The 22,907-nt window shown below is 63.4% G+C and carries 13 protein-coding genes; 7 read left to right on the forward strand and 6 right to left on the reverse strand.

From position 1 onward, the window contains the following. The first annotated feature begins 26 nt into the window (after positions 1-26). Positions 27-4,328, forward strand: a complete 4,302-nt coding sequence (locus tag KI243_RS29160; protein ID WP_212810181.1) for a DEAD/DEAH box helicase — start codon at positions 27-29, stop codon at positions 4,326-4,328. 11 nt (positions 4,329-4,339) lie between these two features. Here the strand turns inward: KI243_RS29160 and KI243_RS29165 are convergent, their stop codons facing one another. Continuing rightward, entirely contained in the window at positions 4,340-6,418 is a 2,079-nt protein-coding gene (locus KI243_RS29165; RefSeq protein ID WP_212810182.1) for a mechanosensitive ion channel domain-containing protein, read from the reverse strand. Positions 6,419-6,689: 271 nt separating this feature from the next. Here KI243_RS29165 and KI243_RS29170 point away from each other — a divergent pair, with 271 nt between their 5' ends. Continuing rightward, a complete protein-coding gene (locus tag KI243_RS29170) occupies positions 6,690-7,901 on the forward strand; it encodes an MFS transporter (protein WP_017123267.1) in 1,212 nt (403 codons plus the stop codon). Positions 7,902-7,992: 91 nt separating this feature from the next. Here KI243_RS29170 and KI243_RS29175 read toward each other — a convergent pair whose 3' ends face one another. Continuing rightward, positions 7,993-8,205 carry a 4-oxalocrotonate tautomerase family protein gene (locus KI243_RS29175; protein WP_017123266.1) on the reverse strand — a complete coding sequence of 71 codons (213 nt, stop codon included), beginning with the start codon at positions 8,203-8,205 and terminating at the stop codon, positions 7,993-7,995. A gap of 106 nt (positions 8,206-8,311) precedes the next feature. On the opposite strand from KI243_RS29175, the gene KI243_RS29180 reads away from it, so the two are divergent. Beyond that, the gene (locus KI243_RS29180; protein WP_177083872.1) at positions 8,312-9,232 is read left to right on the forward strand and encodes a LysR family transcriptional regulator; all 921 of its coding nucleotides are present in this window, start codon (positions 8,312-8,314) and stop codon (positions 9,230-9,232) included. Positions 9,233-9,240: 8 nt separating this feature from the next. Here the strand turns inward: KI243_RS29180 and KI243_RS29185 are convergent, their stop codons facing one another. Then, positions 9,241-12,567: a tetratricopeptide repeat protein gene (locus tag KI243_RS29185; protein WP_212810183.1), complete on the reverse strand. Its 3,327-nt coding sequence runs from the start codon at positions 12,565-12,567 to the stop codon at positions 9,241-9,243. Positions 12,568-12,851: 284 nt separating this feature from the next. On the opposite strand from KI243_RS29185, the gene KI243_RS29190 reads away from it, so the two are divergent. From KI243_RS29190 to KI243_RS29200, 3 genes are all read left to right on the forward strand, one after another. Continuing rightward, positions 12,852-14,741, forward strand: coding sequence for an MAC/perforin domain-containing protein (locus KI243_RS29190; RefSeq protein WP_212810184.1), 1,890 nt, complete (start codon positions 12,852-12,854; stop codon positions 14,739-14,741). A gap of 73 nt (positions 14,742-14,814) precedes the next feature. Beyond that, positions 14,815-15,696, forward strand: coding sequence for a hypothetical protein (locus KI243_RS29195; RefSeq protein WP_244861789.1), 882 nt, complete (start codon positions 14,815-14,817; stop codon positions 15,694-15,696). A 530-nt stretch (positions 15,697-16,226) separates the two neighbouring features. Beyond that, entirely contained in the window at positions 16,227-16,721 is a 495-nt protein-coding gene (locus KI243_RS29200; RefSeq protein WP_177107393.1) for an RICIN domain-containing protein, read from the forward strand. Between the two features lie 502 nt (positions 16,722-17,223). Here the strand turns inward: KI243_RS29200 and KI243_RS29205 are convergent. Continuing rightward, a complete protein-coding gene (locus KI243_RS29205) occupies positions 17,224-17,748 on the reverse strand; it encodes a single-stranded DNA-binding protein (RefSeq protein ID WP_212810185.1) in 525 nt (174 codons plus the stop codon). Between the two features lie 9 nt (positions 17,749-17,757). Beyond that, positions 17,758-19,155: an MFS transporter gene (locus KI243_RS29210; RefSeq protein ID WP_017123258.1), complete on the reverse strand. Its 1,398-nt coding sequence runs from the start codon at positions 19,153-19,155 to the stop codon at positions 17,758-17,760. A 190-nt stretch (positions 19,156-19,345) separates the two neighbouring features. On the opposite strand from KI243_RS29210, the gene uvrA reads away from it, so the two are divergent. Further along, complete coding sequence (uvrA, locus tag KI243_RS29215; protein WP_177107394.1) at positions 19,346-22,180, forward strand: excinuclease ABC subunit UvrA; 2,835 nt, start codon at positions 19,346-19,348, stop codon at positions 22,178-22,180. A gap of 180 nt (positions 22,181-22,360) precedes the next feature. On the opposite strand, the gene bfr is transcribed toward uvrA, so the two are convergent. Then, positions 22,361-22,825, reverse strand: coding sequence for a bacterioferritin (gene bfr / locus KI243_RS29220; protein WP_017123256.1), 465 nt, complete (start codon positions 22,823-22,825; stop codon positions 22,361-22,363). Positions 22,826-22,907: the final 82 nt, after the last annotated feature.

Here is a 22,907-nt window from a genome sequence, read left to right on the forward strand (position 1 = left end):
TCCGCATCGCCCGCATAAAGTAGGGTATGAACCTTCCCGAACCAGCCCCCGGCGCTCTGGCGGCGTTCCATCCGGCCGTCAGTGCCTGGTTTCGCAGGACCTTCCCGGACGTCACCGCCGCCCAGGCGCGTGCCTGGCCGTTGATCCGCCAGCGCCGCTCGACGCTGATCGCCGCGCCCACCGGCTCCGGCAAGACCCTCACGGCCTTTCTCGCGGTCATCGATGAACTGGTGCGACAGGGCCTGGACCAGGGCGGCAAGCTGCCGGACGAAACCTTCGTCGTCTATGTCTCGCCGCTCAAGGCGCTGTCCAACGATATCCGCATCAACCTGCAGGAACCGCTGGCCGGCATCACCGCCGAGCTCGAACAGCAGGGTCTGCCGCCATTGCAGATCAGCACCGCGGTGCGGACCGGCGATACACCGCAGAAAGACCGCACACAGATGCGCAAGAGCGCACCGCATATCCTGGTCACCACCCCGGAATCGCTGTACGTGCTGCTCGGCTCCGACTCCGGGCGGCGCATGCTCGCCACCACCCGCACGGTGATCGTCGACGAAATCCACGCCATCGCCGCCAGCAAGCGCGGCAGCCACCTGGCCCTGAGCCTCGAACGCCTGCAGGCGCTGTGCCGCGAGCCGTTGTTGCGCATCGGCCTGTCCGCCACGCAAAAGCCCATCGACGCGGTGTCGCGTTTTCTCGCGGGCAACGAACGCCCCTGCGAGATCATCGATATCGGCCATGCCCGCCCACGGGACCTGGGCATCGAAGTGCCGCCGGTGCCGTTGGGCCCGGTAATGGCAAATGACGTCTGGGAGCTGGTCTACGAACGACTCGCCGAACTGGCGCGGGAACATCGCACCACCCTGGTGTTCGTCAACACCCGGCGCCTGGCCGAACGACTGGCCCGCCACGTGAGCGAGCGCCTGGGCAAGGCAGCGGTCGCCGCCCACCATGGCAGTCTCGCCAAGGAGCAGCGCCTGGAGGCCGAGCAACGGCTCAAGCGCGGTGAGTTGCAAGTGCTGATTGCCACCGCTTCGCTGGAACTGGGCATCGATATCGGCGAGGTCGAACTGGTCTGCCAGATTGGTTCGCCAGGGTCCATTTCGGCCTTCCTGCAAAGAGTGGGTCGCTCCGGTCACCAGATCGATGGGACCCCCAAGGGCCGCCTGTTCCCGACCTCGCGCGATGACCTGATCGAATGTGCCGCCCTGCTCGATTGCGTGCGCCGGGGCGAACTGGACACCCTGCTGATTCCCCGGGCGCCGCTGGATGTGCTGGCGCAGCAGATCGTCGCCGAGGTCAGTTGCCAGGAGTGGCAGGAAGCCGCGCTGCTGGACATGATCCGCCGCGCCAGCCCCTATGCCGGCCTCGACGAAGCCCATTACCAGGCATTGCTGCAGATGCTCGCCGAGGGGTTCAACAGCCGTCAGGGACTGCGCAGCGCCTACCTCCATCGGGACGCGCTGACCCGCACCCTGCGCGGGCGTCGCGGCAGCCAGCTGACGGCACTCACCAGTGGCGGGACGATTCCGGACAACGCCGACTACGCCGTGCTGCTGGAACCCCAGGCGCTGAATATCGGCAGCGTCCATGAAGACTTCGCGGTGGAAAGCATTGCCGGCGACGTGTTCCAGCTGGGCAACAGCTCCTACCGGATCCTGCGGGTCGAAACCGGCAAGGTGCGGGTCGAGGATGCCCATGGCCAGCCGCCGAGCATTCCCTTCTGGCTCGGCGAAGCGCCGGGACGCAGCAACGAACTGTCCTTCGCCGTGGCACGCCTGCACGGGCATCTGGATCAACTGCTGGGGGCCACGCCCGGTGACTTGCAGCCCAGCCTCGACTGGCTGCGCGACAGCATCGGCCTGGAGCCGGCCGGCGCCGAACAGATCGTCGAATACCTCGCCCGCGCCCGCCTGGCCCTGGGCGCCCTGCCATCCCGCGACACCCTGGTGATGGAGCGGTTCTTCGACGAGTCCGGCGGCACCCAGCTGATCATCCACACGCCGTTCGGCAGCCGGGTCAACCGCGCCTGGGGCCTGGCCCTGCGCAAGCGTTTCTGCCGTACCTTCAATTTCGAATTGCAGGCCGCCGCGAGCGAGGACGCCATTGTCCTGTCGCTCTCCACCAGCCACAGCTTTGCCCTGGAGGAAGTGTGGCGTTATCTGCGCAGCAACAGTGCCGAGCAGATCCTCGTCCAGGCGGTGCTCGACGCGCCGCTGTTTGGCGTGCGCTGGCGCTGGAATGCCGGGGTCGCGCTGGCGCTGCCGCGCTTTGTCGGGGGGCGCAAGGTGCCGCCGCAGATCCAGCGGATGAAAGGCGAGGACCTGACGGCCTGTGTCTTTCCGGACCAGATCGCCTGCCTGGAAAACCTCGCCGGCGAGCGCGAGATTCCCGACCATCCGCTGGTGGAACAGACCCTCGACGATTGCCTGCACGAAACCATGGACAGCGAAGGCTGGCTGGCCCTGCTGCGGCGCATGGAGGCCGGAGAGGTACGCCTGATCGCCCGCGACCTGCCGGCGCCATCGCCGCTGGCGGCGGAAATCCTCAGCGCCAAACCCTATACCTTTCTCGACGATGCGCCGCTGGAAGAGCGGCGGACCCAGGCCGTGCTCAATCGCCGCTGGAGCGACCCGAGCAGTACCGACGATCTCGGCGCGCTGGACAACGAGGCCATTGCCGCGGTGCGCGCGGAAGCCTGGCCACAGCCCAACGGCACGGATGAAATGCATGAGGCGCTGATGAGTCTCGCCGTGATCAGCGCAGTCGAGGCCGAGGCCAATGAGCACTGGCCGGGCTGGCTCGAGGCCCTGGCCGCCAGCGGTCGCGCCACCTGCCTGCGGGTCGACGGCCACGGCTTGTGGGTCGCCCTGGAGCGCCTGACCTGCCTGCTGGCGCTTTATCCACAGGCCATTGCGCAACCGCCGTTGCTGCCACTGGCGGATTTCGACCAGGCCTGGGAGGCGGACGCTGCCGCCGTCGAAGTGCTGCGCGCCCGCCTCAGCGGCTTTGGCCCGCTGTCGCTACGCGAGATCGCCGCGCCCTTGGCGCTGAACGAAGCTCAACTGGCCCAGGCCCTGGCGAAACTGGAAAGTGAAGGTTATGTGCTGCGTGGACAATTCACCCTCGGGGCGACATCGGAGCAATGGTGCGAACGGCATCTGCTGGCGCGTATTCACCGCTATACGGTCAAGCGCCTGCGGCGGGAGATCGAACCCGTGGCCCTCCAGGACTTCATGCGTTTCCTGTTCGAATGGCAGCACCTGTCCAGTACCAGCCAGGCCCAGGGCAACGCCGCGTTGCCGATGATTGTCAGCCAGCTCGAAGGTTATGCGGCCGCCGCCGGAGCCTGGGACAGCGATCTGCTGAGCGCGCGCCTGAAGGATTATTCGTCGACCTGGCTGGATGACCTGTGTCGCTCGGGCAAGCTGGTCTGGACACGCCTGAACGCGCGCAACAAGGCTGCCAGCACCACGTTGCGCAGCACCCCGATCGTGTTGTTGCCCCGCAATCGGCTGCAGCTATGGAGCAGCCTGGCGCAGCAGACGGCCATCGAGGAACTGTCGCCGCGAACCTTGAAAGTCCATACGGCCTTGAGCGAGCACGGCGCGCTGTTCTTCGATGAACTGCTGCACGAAGCCCATCTGTTGCCCACCGAGCTGGAGACGGCGTTGCAGGAACTGGTGGGCGCCGGCCTGGTGAATGCCGACAGTTTCGCCGGGCTGCGGGCGTTGATCACCCCGGCCAGCAAACGCCAGCAGCGTCCCGGTCGCCGCGGGCGCGGGGCCTTTGTCGGCGGAATGGACGACGCCGGACGCTGGGCGCTGCTGCGCCGGCCTTCGACGCAGGCGACCGGCTCCGAGCGACTGCCGGAGGAAACCCTTGAACAGGTTGCCATGACCTTGCTGCGTCGTTATGGCGTGGTGTTCTGGCGTCTGCTGGAACGGGAAGCGGAATGGCTGCCGAGCTGGCGCGAGTTGCTACGCACCTTGCATCGCCTGGAAGCCCGTGGCGAGATTCGCGGCGGACGTTTTGTCAGCGGCCTGGCCGGCGAACAGTTCGCCTTGCCCGAAGCCATCCCGCTGCTGCGCGAGGTACGTCGCCGGCCCCTGGATGGCAGCCTCGTCGCGGTGTGTGGCGCCGACCCGTTGAACCTCGCCGGCACGCTGTTGCCGGGCAGCAAGGTCCCGGCGCTGGCGGGCAATCGGCTGGTGTATCGCGATGGCGTGCCCGTAGCGGCTGAAATCGCCGGCAAGCCGTTGTTCTGGCTGGAGCTGGAGCAGCAGGCGGCGGCCGAGGTCCGGCAGAAACTGATCCGCCACTGATCATCCGGCGGCTATTGGGGCCGCGACAAGACCACCGGCGCAGCCTCTGCCGGAGGCACCTGCGGCTCGTCTTCCAGCACCGGCGTACGGTTCGGCAACATCACCTGCTGTGGATACGTCTGCGCGAAATGCACCCACGGGCTCTGGTCCACCAGTTTCTTCAGGCGCTCGTTGAACGCCCGGCTGACGCTGTACTGCCCACCCGACACGGTGCGGAACTGTGCCGTCAGGACCACGCCATTGAGGTCCATGCGATCCACGCCGAACACCTCCAGCGGGCCTTGCAGGTTGAACTTGAGAAAGCTGTCCTCGCTGATCGAGCGCCCCGCTTCGCGAATCAGCGCGCTGGCCTTGTCGACATCGGTGTCGTAGGTGAACTGTACCGAGAAGAACGCAAAGGCGAATTGCCGCGACTGGTTGGTGACCGCCTTGATCTGGCCGAACGGCACCGAATGCACGAAGCCCTTGCCGTCGCGCAGGCGCAGGGTGCGGATGGTCAGGCCTTCGACCGTGCCGGCATGGCCGGAATCGAGCACCACCCAGTCGCCGATGGACAGGGTGTCCTCGATGATGATGAACAAGCCGGTGATCACATCCTGCACCAGTTGCTGGGAGCCGAAGCCGATCGCCAGCCCGACAACCCCGGCACCGGCCAGCAGCGGCGCGACATTGATCCCCAGGTTGGCCATGGTGGTGATGGTGCAGATCACCACCAGGATGATCTTCACCGCATTGCGCAGCAGCGGCAGGATGGTCTTGACCCGCATGCTCGGCTGCTTCGAGGAACGGCGGTTGATCGGCGGCTTCAAGGCCTCCTGGATCGCCGTGTCGAGCACCACCCACAGCAGCCAGGTGGCCAGCAGGATCAGGCCGATACGGCTGAGGGCGTCACTGATGGCCCGGCCCACGGTGTTCTGCACGGCGAACTCATACAGCGACAGTCCCCAGATCCGCCCGAGCAATTCGATGAAGGTCACGGCCAGGGCAATCCGCAACAGCGCATGCAGCAGGCTCAGCAGGCGTTCCTTGTAGACGCTGCTGCGCTGGATCGCCAGGGCTCCGCGGGCCTTGAACAGGTGCTGGAAAATAGTGCTGAGAAACACCGTGGCGATCAGCAGCACGGTGGTCAGCAAGGCACAGCGCAGGGCTTTCTGGCTGTCCTCGCCGGCGCCGATCAGGTTGATCGCCGACACCAGCACCATCAGCAGGATCGGCCAGTACCACAGGCCGGAAAAGATCCGCAGCGATTCCTGCAGCGCCGGCTGGCCCAGGCGCTGGGCCAGCGAACGGTTGCGGATCAGGTGCGCCACCGGACGCCGCAGGCGGAACACCAGCACGCCGAACAGGATCGAAGCGAACAGGCCGGTGAACACCGCCACGCTGCTGGTGATATTGCCGCCCAGCTGGCGGGCGATCTGCGGGCTGGTCAGGGCATCGCTGAGGGCCGCGAGGAAGCCGATCAGAAACAGCGGACGCGGGCTGTAGTCACGGATGATGCGAACCGCCCGGCGCTTGTGGCCGACATCGAACAGCACACTCAGGGACAGCAGCAGCGCGGTGGAGAACACGCCGCTGCTGGTGGCATAGGCCAGGCACAGCGCCAGCGCGCGACCGACGGAGGTCGGCAGGAAGTGGCTGGCGTAGAGGGTCAGCGGCAGGCTGATCAGCGCCGGTAGCATGTAGGGCAGCACATACCCCACCAGCGATTGGCTGCGCTCGCGGGACTGCAACAGGCGATGGCGATTGAACCGGCGGGCAGCGAGTCGGCCGAGGAGCGCCAGCCCGGCAAAGCTGCCGATCCAGGTCAGGGACAGCAGGATGAAATCCGCGGCGACGCTCCAGGGCGAGCGGTCGACAGTCTGGCTGACCAGCCGATCCATTTCATCGGCGGCCCGGTCGGCGCGCAGGCGCCAGGCGTCCAGCAGGTTTTCGTTGAGGTCGAGTTTGTCCTGCACGTCCTCGATGCTGGAGCTCAGGGCCCCGAGCAGGCCACCCTGCACCAGCGGCGGCGGTGAGGCTTGGGTCGGTGGCGCGGCAGCTGGCGCAGCGCCCACGCCGCAACTGACGGACAACAGAAAAATCGAAAGCATGATTGCCAGCTTGAACCGGAACACGGATGGGCCCTCTTCGGCAGTCTCTGTAAGAAACTGAGTGCCTGGGCATCAGCAAAGTTCGGTTCGAAGTGGATGAAGATTCCCCGCCACCCGGTATCACGGCGGTCATCACACGCCGCGCATGGGAGCGATCAACCAGGGGATATTTGCATTCAGTTCAAATATGTTGTGCCGATACCTGTATTTTTCCGCACAAGTGAAACAACGACACTGCGCTCCTGATTTAAACCCACCGGAGTTTGCAGCCATGCCCATTGCCTTGCTCGCGCTGACCCTAAGCGCCTTCGCCATCGGGACGACCGAGTTCGTCATCGTTGGCCTGTTACCCACCATCGGCACCGACCTCGGGGTCAGCCTGCCATCCGCCGGCCTGCTGGTCAGCCTGTATGCCCTGGGTGTCGCCATCGGCGCCCCGGTGCTCACCGCCCTCACCGGCAAGGTCCCGCGCAAGTTGCTGCTGTTGTCGCTGATGGTGCTGTTCACCCTCGGCAACCTGCTGGCCTGGCAGGCGCCGAGTTATGAATCGCTGATCATTGCGCGGATCGTCACCGGCCTGGCCCACGGCGTGTTCTTCTCCATCGGCTCGACCATCGCCACCAGCCTGGTGCCCAAGGAAAAAGCCGCCAGCGCGATTGCGATCATGTTTACCGGCCTGACCGTAGCGCTGGTCACCGGCGTGCCCCTGGGGACTTTCATCGGCCAGCATTTCGGCTGGCGGGAAACCTTCCTGGCGGTCTCGGCCCTGGGTGTGATCGCCTTTATCGGCAGCCTGATCTACGTGCCGAAAAACATTGCCCACAGCAAGCCGGCGTCGCTGCTGCAACAATTGCAGGTGCTGAAACAGCCACGCCTGTTGCTGGTGTATGCGATGACGGCGGTGGGTTACGGCGGTTCGTTCATCGCCTTCACCTTCCTCGCGCCGATTCTCCAGGACATCTCCGGCTTCAGCGCCGGGACCGTCAGCCTGGTGCTGCTGGTGTATGGCATCTCGGTCGCCGTGGGCAATATCTGGGGCGGCAAGCTGGCCGACAAGCGTGGCCCGATCGGCGCGCTGAAACTGATCTTCCTGCTGCTGGCCGCCGTGCTGTTCGTCCTCACCTTCACCGCCAGCAACCCGTGGCTGGCCTTGGCTACAGTGCTGGTCTGGGGTGCGGTCGCCTTCGGCAACGTGCCAGGCCTGCAAGTGTATGTGGTCCGCCAGGCAGAGCATCACACTCCGCAAGCGGTGGATGTGGCGTCAGGCTTGAATATCGCCGCGTTCAACCTGGGTATCGCCGGCGGCGCCTGGGCCGGCGGCCTGATCGTCGCCCACCTGGGTCTGATTCATACCGCCTGGATCGGCGGGCTGGTGGTGCTGGTCGCCCTGGCGCTGACCGCCTGGAGCGGTCGCCTCGATCGCCTGGGGCCGGTGTATGCCGAACCCGCGCCAGGTTCGGCACGGGTGGTGGGCGGACACTGAGTCCGCCCCATGGGAGGCGGCTTGCTGTGGCGATGGTATCGACGCGATCTCCTGTCAGACCGCGTTGCCTGGATCGCCGGCAAGCCGGCTCCTACAGGGGGTTGGATTCGGACTTGAGGATCTCGGTGAGACTCAAGCCGCCGTGCCCCCAGTTGTCGGTATCGATTTCCTCGATCACCACATGGGTCAGGTCCGGAGCCTTGCCGAGCACCCGCTCCAGGGTCTCGGTGATTTCGGCGATGACCTGGGCTTTCTGCTCCCGGGTCACGCCCGTACGGGTGATGCGCACACTGACAAAAGGCATGTTGTTCTCCAAGGGATTGCGTCCACGTTGAACTCACTGTATTGATCAACCGCGGTCGGGGCAATATCGAGCCCCGACCTTTATTTGATCCTCGGTGTAATCAATCATGCGTAGACAATTCGATGACATCCTCCTTGGCAGCATCGAGCTGTTCTGCCTGGCCGCCGAAGCCGGCAGCTTCACCGCCGCCGCCTCGGTGGCCGGGGTCACGCCGGCGGCGGTGAGCCGGTCGATCTCGCGGATGGAGGAACGCCTGGGGGTGCGGCTGTTTACCCGCACCACCCGCAGCGTGCGCCTGACCGAAGGCGGCCGCGCTTATTTCGAACAGTGCCGGCAGGCGCTGACCCAACTGTCGGAGGCCCAGCGCGAGGTCATGGGCAAGCAGCAGGAACCCGCCGGCACCCTGCGCATCAGCATCCCCACCACCTATGCGCACCACCGGATCCTGCCACTGCTGCCGGCGTTCCGCGCCCGCTACCCGGCGGTGAAGGTCGAGACCCATATCAGCAACCGCAATATCGATTTCGTCGAGGAAGGGTATGACCTGGCGATCCGCGTCCGCGTGCTGCCCGACTCCGGGCTGATTGCCCGGCACCTGGAGGACGCGGCGCTGGTGATGGTCGCCAGCCCCGACTACCTGCGGCGGGCCGGAACACCCCAGTGCCTGGAGGACCTGCAACAGCACGAGTGCATCCAGTTCGAGCTGCCCAGCAGCGGTCGACGGATCGCCTGGCTGTTCAAGGAAGACGGCAAGGACCGGGAAGTGCTGGCGGACAGCGGCTATTGCTGCTCGGAGGACGTACTCGGTGGCGTGACCCTGGCCAGGCATGGCGCCGGCCTGTTCCAGACCTACCGTTTTATCGTCGAGCAGGAACTCGCCGAGGGTACGCTGGTGGAAGTACTCAAGCCCTACACCGGACGCTCGCGCCCCTTCACCCTGCTCTATCCCCATGGCCGACATGTACCGCAGCGGCTCAAGGCGTTCGTCGATTTCCTGCTGGAACAGCGGGCGAACTGGAAAACCTGAGCCGGCGTTCAGGCAGACCGGTCGAGAACCGCCAGCAGCTCGGGCATGGTCGCGGCAAAGCCGAGCTGCTCGGCTTCGCGGCGGATGGCACGCAGCAACTCGGCGCTCGAACGATCGCCATTCCGCAGCCAGTGCCCTGCCGCGCCGATCAGGCGCACATGGTGTCGGATCCAGGCACAGGAAGCCGACTCGGGAAGAACCGCCATCCGCTGTCCATGACTGATCGCCTGTTCGATATCGCCCGCCAGCAGGCAGATTTCGGCGGCGCTCACACGGAACTGCAGGACATTGTGCGCCAGGCACGCCTGGTCGAGCAGGGCCTCGCCCCGCTCCAACGCCTGGCGTTTGAGAACCTCGTCGTCGAGCATCAATGCCAGGCTGCCGTAGACCCAGGGGCCGATATAGCGTTGCAGGCCAAAACGCTCGACCCGCTCCACCGCCTCCATGATCAAGCCCTGCGCCCGTCCCCGCTCGCCCTGGCGCAGCGCCACCCGCGCCAGCCCTTCCAGGAGAATCGCCTCGAAACGACTGGCACCGAGGTTACGCGCCAGCTCAAGGGCTGCGGACAACGCCTGCCCCGCTTCGCCATCGCGGCCGGCCGCCGACAGCACCCAGGCGGCGGTCAGGCGGGAAAACACTTCCGCCCGGTGGTTGCCGATCCGGCGACTGCTCTCGATGGCCTGCATCGCGTCGCGCAGGGCCGGTTCCGAGTGGCCCAGGTAGAACTGCGCCGAACCCCGCGCACTGCGATTGCCCGCCTCCACTTGCACCAGCTCATGACGCTCGCACAGGCGCACACACTGATCAAAGACCTCGTAGGCGGTCTGCATGCTGCCCTGGGCATAGTAGGAATCGCCGATGCCGCTGAGGGCCTTGGCCTGGGTTTCGAGGTGCAGGCCGATGCGGGCAAAGGACAGGGACTCTTCGTGCAGGCGACGACACTCGGCATAGTCGCCCCGCGGGAAATAGATGTTGCCGCGCAGGTGATACAGCCGGGCCAGTGCCGTATGTGCCTGCTGCTCCCGGGCGACGGGCAGGGTCTGTTCGATCAGGTGCTCTTCTTCGTCCAGGCAATCGAGGGTGTTCAGTACCGCCGCCAGTCCCAGCGCCGCTTCGATCCGTTCTTCGTCCCGGGCGGCCAGTGTCAGTGCCTGCTGGAAACTGTCACGCGCCTCGAGCGTCCGGCCCAGGCCCGAGCATGCCTGGGCGCGGAGCAAGGCCAGGTCGAAGCTGCTCGCGGCCCGCTCGCCCCGACTGGCCGCCTGCTGTCCCAGGGCAAGGACGCTGTCGTACTGGCAGGCCTGGAGCTTTTCGCGCATCGCCACCAGTAGCGCGTCGAAGGCCTCCGGCGCGTCGGCGCGCAGCAGATGCTGGGCATGCAGGATGGGGTCGCGATGGCGGTAGAGCGTTGCCACCGCGCGGTGCAATTGTTCGCGCAGGGCCTGCGGCATCGCGTCGTAGAGACAGTGCATGACCAGATCGTGGACAAACATGTAGCTGCCCGGCTCGACCTCTCGCAACAGGCTCTGGCGCCACTGCACGTCGGGGACGTAGTCGGGCTTGCCCAGCGCCTCGCGCCAGAGCGCCAGTTCGAAGCGATTGCCGAGCACGGCGGCGTAATGCAGGGCCCGGCGCTGTTCCGGGGCAAACCGGTCCACCCGGGTCTGCACCAGATGCCGCAGGCTGTCCGGAAGCACGCCCTCCTGGCTCGACAGCAATTGCGTGAGGTACAACGGATTGCCCTGGGCCCGCGTCACGCAGTCGGCGCGATAGGCCGGATCGATCTCGGGAAACTGCTCCGCCAGCACGGCCGCCTCGCGGGTGCGGATCGGCGCGATATCGAGCAGGCTCATGGGATTGGCGCAGTGCGGGCGCAGCTGGCTTTCCAGCGGATCGCCCTCGGGGCGGGAGGTCAGCAGCCAGACGATCGGAGCCTCGTCGGTGGCATTGAGCAACTTGCCGAGCATGGCGAAAAATGTCGCGTCGCCCCAGTGCAGGTCCTCCATGGCAATCAGCAAGGGTTGCTGCACCGCGATCCGCAGCAGCAAGTGCAGCAACCCGTTGAACAGGCCTTGCGTGCGTGCCTCACTGCTCATCGCCGCATACAGCGCCTGTTGCGCCTTGAACGACTCGCCGGCGGGATGCAGGCCCGTCAGCATCTGCAGGAACATCAGTTGCTCGGCTGACAGTTTCAAGCCCATCGCCGCCGCTTCCAGCGCCGTCCCGCTCATGGGTGCCGACGTCCCCGGCGCCAGCAGGCTGCACACCAGTTGCCCGAGGGGCCAGAGGCCGTGGTCCATGCCGAAATCCAGCACATCGCCGCGATGGCAGGCAAAACCGCCCTGCCGGGCCATCTCGAAAAACTCGCTGACCAGCCGCGTCTTGCCGATGCCGGCCATGCCACGCAGGTAGACCACATGACCGTCCTGGCACTCCTGGGTGGCTTCGATCACCCCCTTGAACTGCAGCACTTCTATCGCCCGGCCCACCAGCGGCCGCGGTGCGTTTTCATCGAGACTGCGCTGGCGCTGGCATCGCCGATAGGCGGGAAACGCGGCATCGCCCGCGGCGAACTCGAACCGCGACGACAGTTGCTCGACCAGGTTCTGCGCGACATGCACCGGGGCATTGCCATGTTGCACGGGAAACCCATGGTGAATCAGGGCCAGCGCCTCGGCCGGCAGCGCCTCGACGTCGCGACGCTCGCGAACCAGCCGCAGCGCGATACCGTGTCCCGCCCGCACAAACTGCTCGCGGCTCAGCGCCAGGGCACACAGCAAGGCGCGTTCGCTGTCACTGCGATAGGCCTGTGGCGAACCGAACCGGGCGATGACCAGACCCGGCGCACCCTCGACCGGCACACCGCCGAACTGCCGGATCAAGCGTTGGATTTCTTCGGCAAACAGCAGCGCCGAGGCCGTGGTATCGGAGAGTGGGTCGGTGACGAAGCACAATTCCAGCACATAACGAATGACCGCATAATCCGCCGCCTGCGCCGGAAATACGCTGTCGTGGAATTCGCCAATGGCCTGCTCGATCTCGTCCAGTGCCGTCGCCACCGATTGCCCGAGCAGGGCACTGACATCGACGTCGAAGGCGCTGGCCAGGTGGCGAGCGGTGCGATACAGCACGGGCTTACCCGTCTCGGCCCGCTTGATGGACGCGATGGACACACACAGGTGACGGTTCAGGCAGGCTTCGGCGAGGGTTTCCTGGCTCAGGCCATGCTGTTTGCGCAGGCCTTTCAGCAACCCGCCATCGAGCAACACGCGGCCGTCGGAAATCACCGGCTCAGTCCTGGCCGTGGCGGAAAATGAAGGGTTCCTGGAATCCATGTCGATAGCCCCGGCCGCCCCGTCACCCTGGGCAGGCACGCCAATAACCGCACAAACGGATGTCGAGATCAGCGAATGCCGGGCCGTGATGGCCTGGCAGCCGGTCGAGTGTACCCCAGCATCCTGGCCGCGATCACTGGCTGAACCGACTGTTTGGTGATTTAACTGATACCGAACTGATACCGGACTGACACCGCTCTGAACTGTCTCCTCCGCCCCGCTCTTCCGATACTGGTTCCCGTCAGTTGGAACCAATCAATACAACCGGGCCGAGGGAGAAAACGATGAGCAATGACATCGGTGGTTCACAGTTGCTGGGACGTGGTTTGAACAAACTGGACTGGGCCAGCGAAAGCAAGGAATGCCAGAAAGTCGGGGATACCGAAAGCGCCAAGCGTACGGTGACCCATGACAACAAGTCCTACAGCATCGGCCAGCACGTCACGCTGGATCCGATGAGCAAGGAAGACTATTTCACGGAAAGCTTTTCCTCCCATGACGAGTATGAAAAGCACACCCAGTCGAGCATCGAGGCCAAGGGCAGCTACGGTGCCTTCTCCGCCGGCTTCAAGGCCACCTTCGGCAGCGATATCTCCCAGCTTGAAGAGCGCGAAGCCGCCATCTACAGCCACACCGTGCGCTTGTGGAAACTGACCCTGGCGGTCAATCCGGACAATGCCACCGAGGTGTTCAAGAACCGCGTCAAAGAACTGCCCCAGACCTTCGATCAGGCCGATCCCAAGACGTTCTTCAACTTCTTCGTCGATTTCGGCGCCGATATCGTCAACGAAGTGCTCGTCGGCGGCTCGCTGAACTATGCCATGACCGCGTCCAAGAGCTACCTCAGCAGCAAGACCAGCCTCAAGGCGATGGTCGAGGCAGAGTACGGTGCGTTTGTCAGCGCCACCGCCTCCACCGAGATCAAGGAAGAGGTCAAGCGCCACCTGGCCAATCGCAACAGCCGGCTGACCACCTCCGGCGGTACTCACTCCATCAGCTTCAACTCGCTCACGCCACGTGACTACAGCGCCGATTTCGCCGCCTGGCGCAATTCCCTGCCTGACAGCCCACGGGTCGTCGAACTGAAGCTGGCGCCGGTGTTTCTCTTTGTCAAGGAGGGGCCGACCCGCAACGCCCTGGAAGAGGCCTACCAGTGGTACACCAGCTACAAGGCGGAAATTGACGCGAACTGGGCCGACTCGGTGATCGTCATCGGTCGGGCCACGCGCCAGTCTTCGCTCAATGCCGCGGCCAACGGTCCGGCCTTGCGCACGGTGTTCGTCGACAACAAGAGCAAGAACACCAGCGAGAGCTTCCACTACCCACCCGCTGCCGACGCCAGCCCCACCGCCTTCGAACAGTTCTGGGATGCCCTGGCGCTGCTGCTGAAACAGAAGAGCGGACACAAACTGTTGCTGACCACGGAGCGCTGGCCGCGCCATGGCAACTACTACCCGAGCCGCGCCATGCGCGAAGCGCTGCTGGACAACGGCGCCAGCGAAAAGGCCCTCAAGCGCTGGGAAATCCTGACCAAGCATATGCAGCCCAACCCACAGGCCGGCCTGACCTATGCACTGGCGGGCAACGACCTGGAAGTGCCGGGAGTCGATGGCCTGATCGCCGGCTTCGGCAAGCCGGGCTATGACCTCAACCCACGGGTGAAAATCAGCGCGCGCCTGTCCCATGACTCCTTCGGCAGGGTGAAGCTGGTACAGACCGGCAGGACCATCGAGGACACGCAAACCGTCCTCTACCTGATACGCAACAACACCGGCGATCACCCGGCGCTGGCCGTCGACCCGCAGAACAAGACCCGGGTGGTCATGCAGGCTCCGGACACGGGCAATCCCGGGCAATTCTGGTACATGCCGGAGCTGGAAAAACCCTATCCGGAAATCAATAACCCGATCCTGCTGATCAACTACGAGACCGGCAGTTGCCTGCAGGGCATGCTCGACCAGGGCGATTGCCGGCTTCACCCCGTCAAGCCGGGCCGGCAGGAAGATGATGTGATCTGGGACCGCCGCGGCGGCGACATCTTTCACCTGCTGATGGTGTACTACCATATGCGCAGCCTGTGCCTGACCCAGGTCGAGAAACGCGCGGCGGTCCGCAAATGGCGCGAGCCCCATGGCATGGACTGGTTGCGCGAGCAGCAACAGCCGCATCGTTAAGGGCTGTCACGGCGGGTCTGCCACGATGGCCGGACCCGCCGTCGGCGTAACCGATCTTCCTTGCAGCCCCTGAATGAGCGATCTCTTCATGATGCAGTTTTTCAACAGCGTGCCCTTTATCGGCGAGGGCACGGAAACGGACCTCGACCTGCGAACCTTTCCCTACCTGTTCAATGACCGTGGCCTGGCGCAACCCAGTACCCAGGTGCGCGGCACCCTGATTCAGCTCAGCCCGGAGAATCCCGGCCTGGTTCGCGGCGCCCATTACGCAGGCATCAGCTGGAAAGACCGGCAGGTGCCGACCGCCAAGAGCTCGTACACCATCAAGGCCTTCGACTTCCACACACGGGAAGTGCGTTATGAGGCGATGTGGGCAACCCGGGAAACCGCACAGGCCTTCGGCATGACCCTGCTGGCCAACGGTGAATGCATTCGCTTCGACCATGACCAGTTGATCCTCGGCCAATACACCTACGGCAAATGGGCAGGCCATCAGTCGCCCTATCTCGGCCCGGAGCGCCAGCGCGAGTTGCTGACCTACAACCCGACCGACCTCGAATACCACAACTTCGCCCACGCCTTCTTCTCCCGGCACGGACGTTTGCCACTGGTCATCAGCGTCGCCCGCTGGCGCCCCCGGGAACACTCGATTCACCTGGCCGACCTGTGGGTGCACCCCGGCGATGCCCTGGTCCTGCCACCCAAGCACTATCCCCCCATCCCGCCGAGCGACAGCCCCGACCTCGGCCGATGGCCGGGAGTCGTCGACATGCACGGCAATCGCAACTCGGCGCTGGCCTGCTGGTTCAAGGACGGCGAGGACGCACTGCTGACCGAGACCATCCTGGCCAATGCCAAGCTGATGAGCTCCGATGTGGGCAAGCCGCATTACCACGAGGAGACCACGCCTACCCGACATGAACTGCCGCCGGGGTATCCACATATCGACTTGTAGGAGCCTGCTGCCGAGTGCGCTTTACGGCTTGTCCTGTTCGCGCGCGCTGATGATTTTCAGGGCGTCGCGCGTACACCACAGCCTACGCGCTGGCGTAATAACGTCTGCAGTGTCGCCTCATCGACGTAGCCGACGTCAGCGGTTATTGCTTCACACCGACCGTTGCAATAGCGGGTACGCAGGACATCGTTTTCAACCCGTAGTTGCAACGCACTCTGGATTACAGATCAGATAGCGCTGCGCAGTTAAGAAAAAATTGGGATAACCTGAAAATCTTATGATCTTACTGCTCCGCTGAAGAAAAATTGTTCGGACTGATCAAAAATGAGGATTTTCACTCAGATTCCAGCACCCGCACTTGAAGCCGAACTACAAGCCTGACTGAAGAGTGGACGAGCTTGCGTTACTCACCACGCTGCTATACTGAGTGCTCAGGTATTATGTGTCAGCCAGTAGTTGGCAAGCGCTCTCGCGCCTTCGTCATTGCTGTATTCATTGCGTTTACCTCCCAAGATAAAAGGAGAACGGTAATGAAGAAGAGCACCCCAAGCCCTGATTTTGCAGCACCAAACAAGGCAAACGACTCCGGCTCTGCCCAGCAGGCAAAAATCCCAGACCTCCCATGCAAAATAGTCTCGTCTGCAGACTCACGGAGTTATCTCTATTTTATCAGCCTGAACAATAGAGACATCAGGATTACTCGAGCAGAAAACTTGCCAGCTTACTCGCAGTGGAGGTTCCACAGTTTGGATCGTGGCACTTATAATATTCGGTCCCATCCGGATAGCGATCTGTATTTCACCTGGACAAATAACAATACGGTTTTCGTTAGAAGTTCTACTGGAGGGGATGATCAACGCTGGGAGGTTGTAGATGACGGAAGTGGCCTTGTATACATACGACGTGTCTTGGCTACTGGCGGGGGTGGATATTTGTGTGTCGACAATAACTTGACTGAGGGCTCCGCAGTAGAATTACGATATTTTGAAAATATTAAATGGCAGAAATTTATGCCAATACTGTAGTTTTGACTTTTCAGGAGTTGAGTAAACAGGGAAGGCGTTGGACTTTAACTGCGCGGCAGTAGGCTGCTGCTGAAAACTGCTCGGAATGAGCCAATCCGCAGACCTCACCAATAAACTTTTATTTCCAGGCCCCTGAAAATCCCCCCTAATCAAGGGTGTTTTGTATCGCAGACACCCTTACATCAACCGGAACCGCCGGAACCAGATGGCGGCTTCTTGACATATTTCCGAAGAGAAGCTCTGTATATACGGTATTCATCCATTACCGCCTCGTGTCACGTCCCAGAACAGATCAGGGTACTCGGTTCAGGAAGGAGTGGTCGACTACATCGAGCAGGTCACACAAACCCTGCTCAGGGAGCTCGAGGAAGATGCATGAGGCCTTGGTGAGCGCGTATGCTGCACAGGGTAGCGGTGTAGGTAGGTAACGGCAGGCAATAAAAAAGCGAAGCCAGATCAATGGCTTCGCTTTTAATGTTTACGGTCCTGAAAAAGCTGCGGGTCAGAACGGAATATCGTCATCGAAGCTGTCGAAGTCCGGAGCCGGCTGCGGTGCGGCCTGCTGTGGAGCTGGGCGCGACTGCTGCGGAGCCGACTGCTGTGGACGCGGCGCCTGCTGGCGAGGGGCTTGCTGGCGTGGCACGGACTGATCGTAGCCACCGCCTTGTTGGTCGCCCTGTTGTGGACGGCCGCCCAGCAGCTGCATGGTGCCCTGCATGTCGACGATGATCTCGGTGGTGTAGCGCTTGATACCGTCTTTTTCCCATTCGCGGGTCTGCAGCTTGCCTTCGATGTAGACCTGCGAACCCTTGCGCAGGTATTCACCGGCGATCTCGGCGACCTTGCCGAACATCGAGACACGGTGCCATTCGGTCTTTTCGACTTTCTGGCCGGTCTGCTTGTCGGTCCATTGTTCGCTGGTCGCCAGACTCAGGTTGGTCACGGCGTTGCCGTTAGGCAGGTAGCGAACTTCAGGATCCTGGCCGCAAGTACCGACCAATATGACTTTGTTAACCCCACGGGCCATAACGTTCTCCTAGGCTTCGCACGCTTGCGACGCAGGCTCATTGACCAGGCGCTCAAGGGTCGTGCGATCCAACAATTCGGTGTCCAATTTGATGTAAATGGCGGCCTCTTCGGCCACCACCACTGCATCCGTTACCCCTACGACGGCCAACAGGCGCTCGACCAGACCGGCTTCGCGGATCGCTTCGGGCGATAACGGCACGCGCAGGCTGGTCACGTAGGGAGGTTCACGCATGGTAACAGCAAAGGCCAGCCAGAGGGCAGCCAGACCGGCGCATCCAAGGAATACCGCCGACAAACCGCCATGCTGGAACATCCAGCCGCCCAGAATACCGCCGAGAGCCGAGCCAAGGAACTGACTGGTGGAGTAAACCCCCATCGCCGTGCCCTTGCCACCGGCCGGTGAAACCTTGCTGATCAGCGACGGCAGCGAAGCTTCCAGCAGGTTGAAGGCGATGAAGAACACCACCGTACCGATCACCAGGGCCCGCAGGCTGTTGCCGAACTCCCAGAAGAATAGCTCAGTGAGCATCAAGGTCGTCACGGCGCCGAGTAAAACTCGTTTCATTTTGCGTTTCTTCTCGCCGTAGATGATGAACGGGATCATCGCGAAGAAAGAAATCAGCAAGGCGGTCAGGTACACCCACCAGTGTTGCTCCTTGGGCAGGCCGGCCTTTTCCACCAGCGCCAGGGGCAAGGCGACGAAGCTGGACATCAGCATCGCGTGCAATACGAAGATCCCCAGGTCCAGGCGCAGCAGGTCCGGGTGCTTGAGCGTCGGCATCAGCGCCTGGCGCGCCACGCCGGACTCACGGTGCTGCAACGGCCCGATGGCCTTGGGCACCATGAAGGCGACGATCAGGATGCCCACCAGCGCCATCCCGCCGGTCGCGAGGAACAGCCCCGAGAGACCGAAGGCACGGGTCAGCAGCGGGCCGACGACCATCGCCACGGCAAACGACAGGCCGATGGTCATGCCGATCATGGCCATGGCCTTGGTCCGGTGCTGTTCACGGGTGAGGTCGGAGAGCAGGGCCATGACCGCCGCGGAAATCGCCCCGGCACCTTGCAGGACCCGGCCGGCGATCACGCCCCAGATCGAGTCGGCATTGGCCGCCAGCACGCTGCCGAGGGCAAACACGATCAATCCCAGGTAGATCACCGGGCGCCGGCCGATGCGGTCGGAAATGATCCCGAACGGGATCTGGAACAGTGCCTGGGTCAGGCCGTAGGCGCCGATGGCCAGGCCGATCAGTGCGGGGGTCGCGCCGGCGAGATCCATCCCGTAGGTCGCCAGGACCGGCAAGACCATGAACATGCCGAGCATGCGGAATGCGAACACCAGGGCCAGACCACCTGCCGCGCGGGTCTCGCCGCCACTCATGCGTTCGCTGTGGGGATCGTGCATGGAAAAACCTCGTGTGAACCGGCGGCGATTCTATCAGTCCCATCGTTTGAGGGGGTATAGGGCGACGCTTTGTCGCGAACTCGTTCAGCATCCTGTCATGCAAGCCTGCAATGCTGTGCTGCAATAGTGTGCATCCATCCAGTATTTAGCCTTATACTCCTGCGTTTACCGCCCGCCGTGCGAGGCCACTTTGGACAAGATCCTGATTCGTGGGGCTCGAACCCACAACCTGAAGAATATCGACCTGACCCTGCCCCGGGACAAGCTGATCGTGATCACCGGCCTGTCCGGGTCCGGCAAGTCTTCCCTGGCGTTCGATACCCTGTACGCCGAAGGCCAGCGCCGCTATGTCGAGTCGCTGTCGGCCTACGCCCGGCAATTCCTGTCGATGATGGAAAAACCGGACGTGGATACCATCGAAGGCCTGTCGCCGGCGATTTCCATCGAGCAGAAATCGACCTCGCACAACCCGCGTTCGACGGTCGGCACCATCACCGAGATCTACGACTACCTGCGCCTGCTGTACGCCCGCGTGGGTACGCCGCGCTGCCCGGACCACGATATCCCGCTGGAGGCGCAGACCGTCAGCCAGATGGTCGACCTGGTCCTCGCCCAGCCGGAGGGTGCCAAGCTGATGCTGCTGGCGCCGGTGATCCGCGAACGCAAGGGCGAGCACCTGTCGGTGTTCGAGGAGCTGCGGGCCCAGGGCTTTGTCCGGGCACGGGTCAACGGCCGGCTCTGCGAGCTGGACGAAGTGCCCAAGCTCGATAAACAGAAGAAGCACTCCATCGATGTGGTGGTAGACCGCTTCAAGGTCCGTGGCGATCTGCAACAACGCCTGGCCGAGTCCTTCGAGACCGCGCTGAAGCTGGCGGACGGCATCGCCCTGGTGGCACCGATGGATGACGAACCGGGCGAGGAGATGATCTTCTCCGCGCGCTTCGCCTGTCCGATCTGCGGCCATGCCATCAGCGAACTGGAGCCCAAGCTGTTCTCCTTCAACAACCCGGCCGGCGCCTGCCCGACCTGTGACGGCCTGGGGGTGAAGCAGTTTTTCGACATCAAGCGCCTAGTCAATGGCGAACTGACCCTGGCCGAAGGGGCGATACGCGGCTGGGACCGGCGCAACGTCTATTACTTCCAGATGCTCGGGTCGCTGGCGTCCCACTACGGCTTCAGCCTGGAAGTGCCGTTCAACACCTTGCCGGCGGACCAGCAGAAGCTGCTGCTGCAGGGTAGTGGCAGCCAGAATGTCGACTTCAAGTACCTCAACGACCGGGGCGATATCGTCAAGCGCTCGCATCCGTTCGAAGGCATCGTGCCGAACCTGGAGCGGCGCTACCGCGAAACCGAGTCGGCCACCGTGCGCGAGGAACTGGCCAAGTTCCTCAGCACCCAGCCGTGCCCGGATTGCCGTGGTACCCGCCTGCGTCGCGAGGCGCGGCATGTGTGGGTCGGCGAAAAGACCCTGCCCGCCGTCACCAACCTGCCGATCGGCGATGCCACCGACTACTTCGGCACGCTGAAACTGACCGGGCGACGTGGTGAAATCGCCGACAAGATCCTCAAGGAAATCCGCGAGCGCCTGCAGTTCCTGGTCAACGTCGGCCTCGACTACCTGACCCTCGACCGCAGTGCCGACACCCTGTCCGGCGGCGAAGCCCAGCGTATCCGCCTGGCCAGCCAGATCGGCGCCGGCCTGGTCGGGGTGATGTACATCCTCGACGAACCGTCCATCGGCCTGCACCAGCGCGACAACGACCGCCTGCTGGGCACCCTCAAGCACCTGCGCGACATCGGCAACACGGTGATCGTCGTCGAACACGACGAGGATGCCATTCGCCTGGCGGACTACGTGGTGGACATCGGCCCGGGTGCCGGCGTGCATGGCGGGCATATCGTCGCCCAGGGCACCGCGGCCGAGGTCATGGCGCATCCAGACTCCCTCACCGGCAAGTACCTGTCGGGCCGGGTGAAGATCGCGGTGCCGGGCAAACGCACGCCGCGCAACAAGAAGCTGTCGCTGACCCTCAAGGGCGCCCGCGGCAACAACCTGCGCAATGTCGACCTGGAGATTCCGATCGGCCTGCTGACCTGCGTGACCGGTGTGTCCGGCTCGGGCAAGTCGACGCTGATCAACAACACCCTGTTCCCCCTCAGTGCCACCGCCCTCAATGGCGCGACGACACTGGAAGCCGCGGCCCACGACAGCATCAACGGCCTGCAGCACCTGGACAAGGTGGTGGATATCGACCAGAGCCCGATCGGCCGTACCCCGCGCTCGAACCCGGCAACCTACACCGGCCTGTTCACGCCGATCCGCGAGCTGTTCGCCGGCGTGCCGGAGTCCCGCTCCAGGGGTTACGGTCCGGGGCGCTTCTCGTTCAACGTCAAGGGCGGGCGTTGCGAGGCCTGCCAGGGTGACGGCCTGATCAAGGTGGAGATGCACTTCCTGCCGGACATCTACGTCCCTTGCGATGTCTGCAAGAGCAAGCGCTACAACCGCGAAACCCTGGAGATCAAGTACAAGGGCAAGAGCATCCACGAAGTGCTGGAGATGACCATCGAGGAGGCCCGGGAGTTCTTCGACGCGGTGCCGGCCCTGGCGCGCAAGCTGCAGACACTGATGGACGTGGGCCTGTCGTATATCAAGCTGGGGCAGTCGGCGACCACCCTGTCCGGCGGCGAGGCGCAGCGGGTCAAGCTGTCGCGCGAGCTGTCCAAGCGTGACACCGGCAAGACCTTGTACATCCTCGACGAGCCGACCACCGGCCTGCACTTCGCGGATATCCAGCAACTGCTGGACGTGCTGCACCGCCTGCGCGACCACGGCAATACCGTGGTGGTGATCGAGCACAACCTGGATGTGATCAAGACCGCCGACTGGCTGGTGGACCTTGGGCCTGAAGGTGGTTCGAAGGGCGGGCAGATCATTGCCGTGGGGACACCGGAGCAGGTCGCGGAGATGTCGCAATCCCATACCGGGCATTATCTGAAGCCGCTGTTGCTGCGCGACCGGGCATAAAGCGGTGAAATGAAAAAGCCCCTGTCATCAAGTGGTGACAGGGGCTTTTTTATTGAGGCTGAAATGGCTATCGCCAGCAAGCCGGTTCCTACAAGGGTCAGGTATGGCGACACCTCTGCGGTGAGCGCCAAACTGCAGGAGCCGGCTTGCCGGCGATCCGCTGCACAGCAGCGGCCATTCTCAGAACTGCGATTGCAGGTAATTCTCCAACCCGATGGACTGGATCAGACCCAGCTGCTTCTCCAGCCAGTAGGTGTGATCTTCTTCGGTATCGGCCAACTGCACGCGCAGGATTTCGCGGGTCACGTAGTCCTTGTGCTGCTCGCAGAGCTTGATGCCCTTGCACAGCGCGGCACGCACCTTGTACTCCAGGCGCAAATCGCTGGCGAGCATCTCGGGCACGGTGGTGCCGGTGTCGAGGTCGTCGGGGCGCATGCGTGGCGTGCCTTCGAGCATCAGGATCCGACGGATCAAGGCATCGGCGTGTTGCGCCTCTTCTTCCATTTCGTGATTGATGCGCTCGTAGAGCTTGCTGAAGCCCCAGTCCTCATACATCCGCGAATGGATGAAATATTGATCACGAGCCGCCAGTTCACCGGTCAGCAACGTGTTGAGGTAATCGATTACGTCCGGGTGACCTTGCATCGCCCTACATCTCCCTGCTTGAAAGTCTGTAGTTTGAACCAAGCTGACCGGAAGGTCACTGTAAAAACAGTAGAAAAGTGAG

It is taken from the genome of Pseudomonas sp. Ost2 (assembly GCF_018326065.1).
GTDB classification, from domain to species: Bacteria; Pseudomonadota; Gammaproteobacteria; order Pseudomonadales; family Pseudomonadaceae; genus Aquipseudomonas; species Aquipseudomonas gingeri.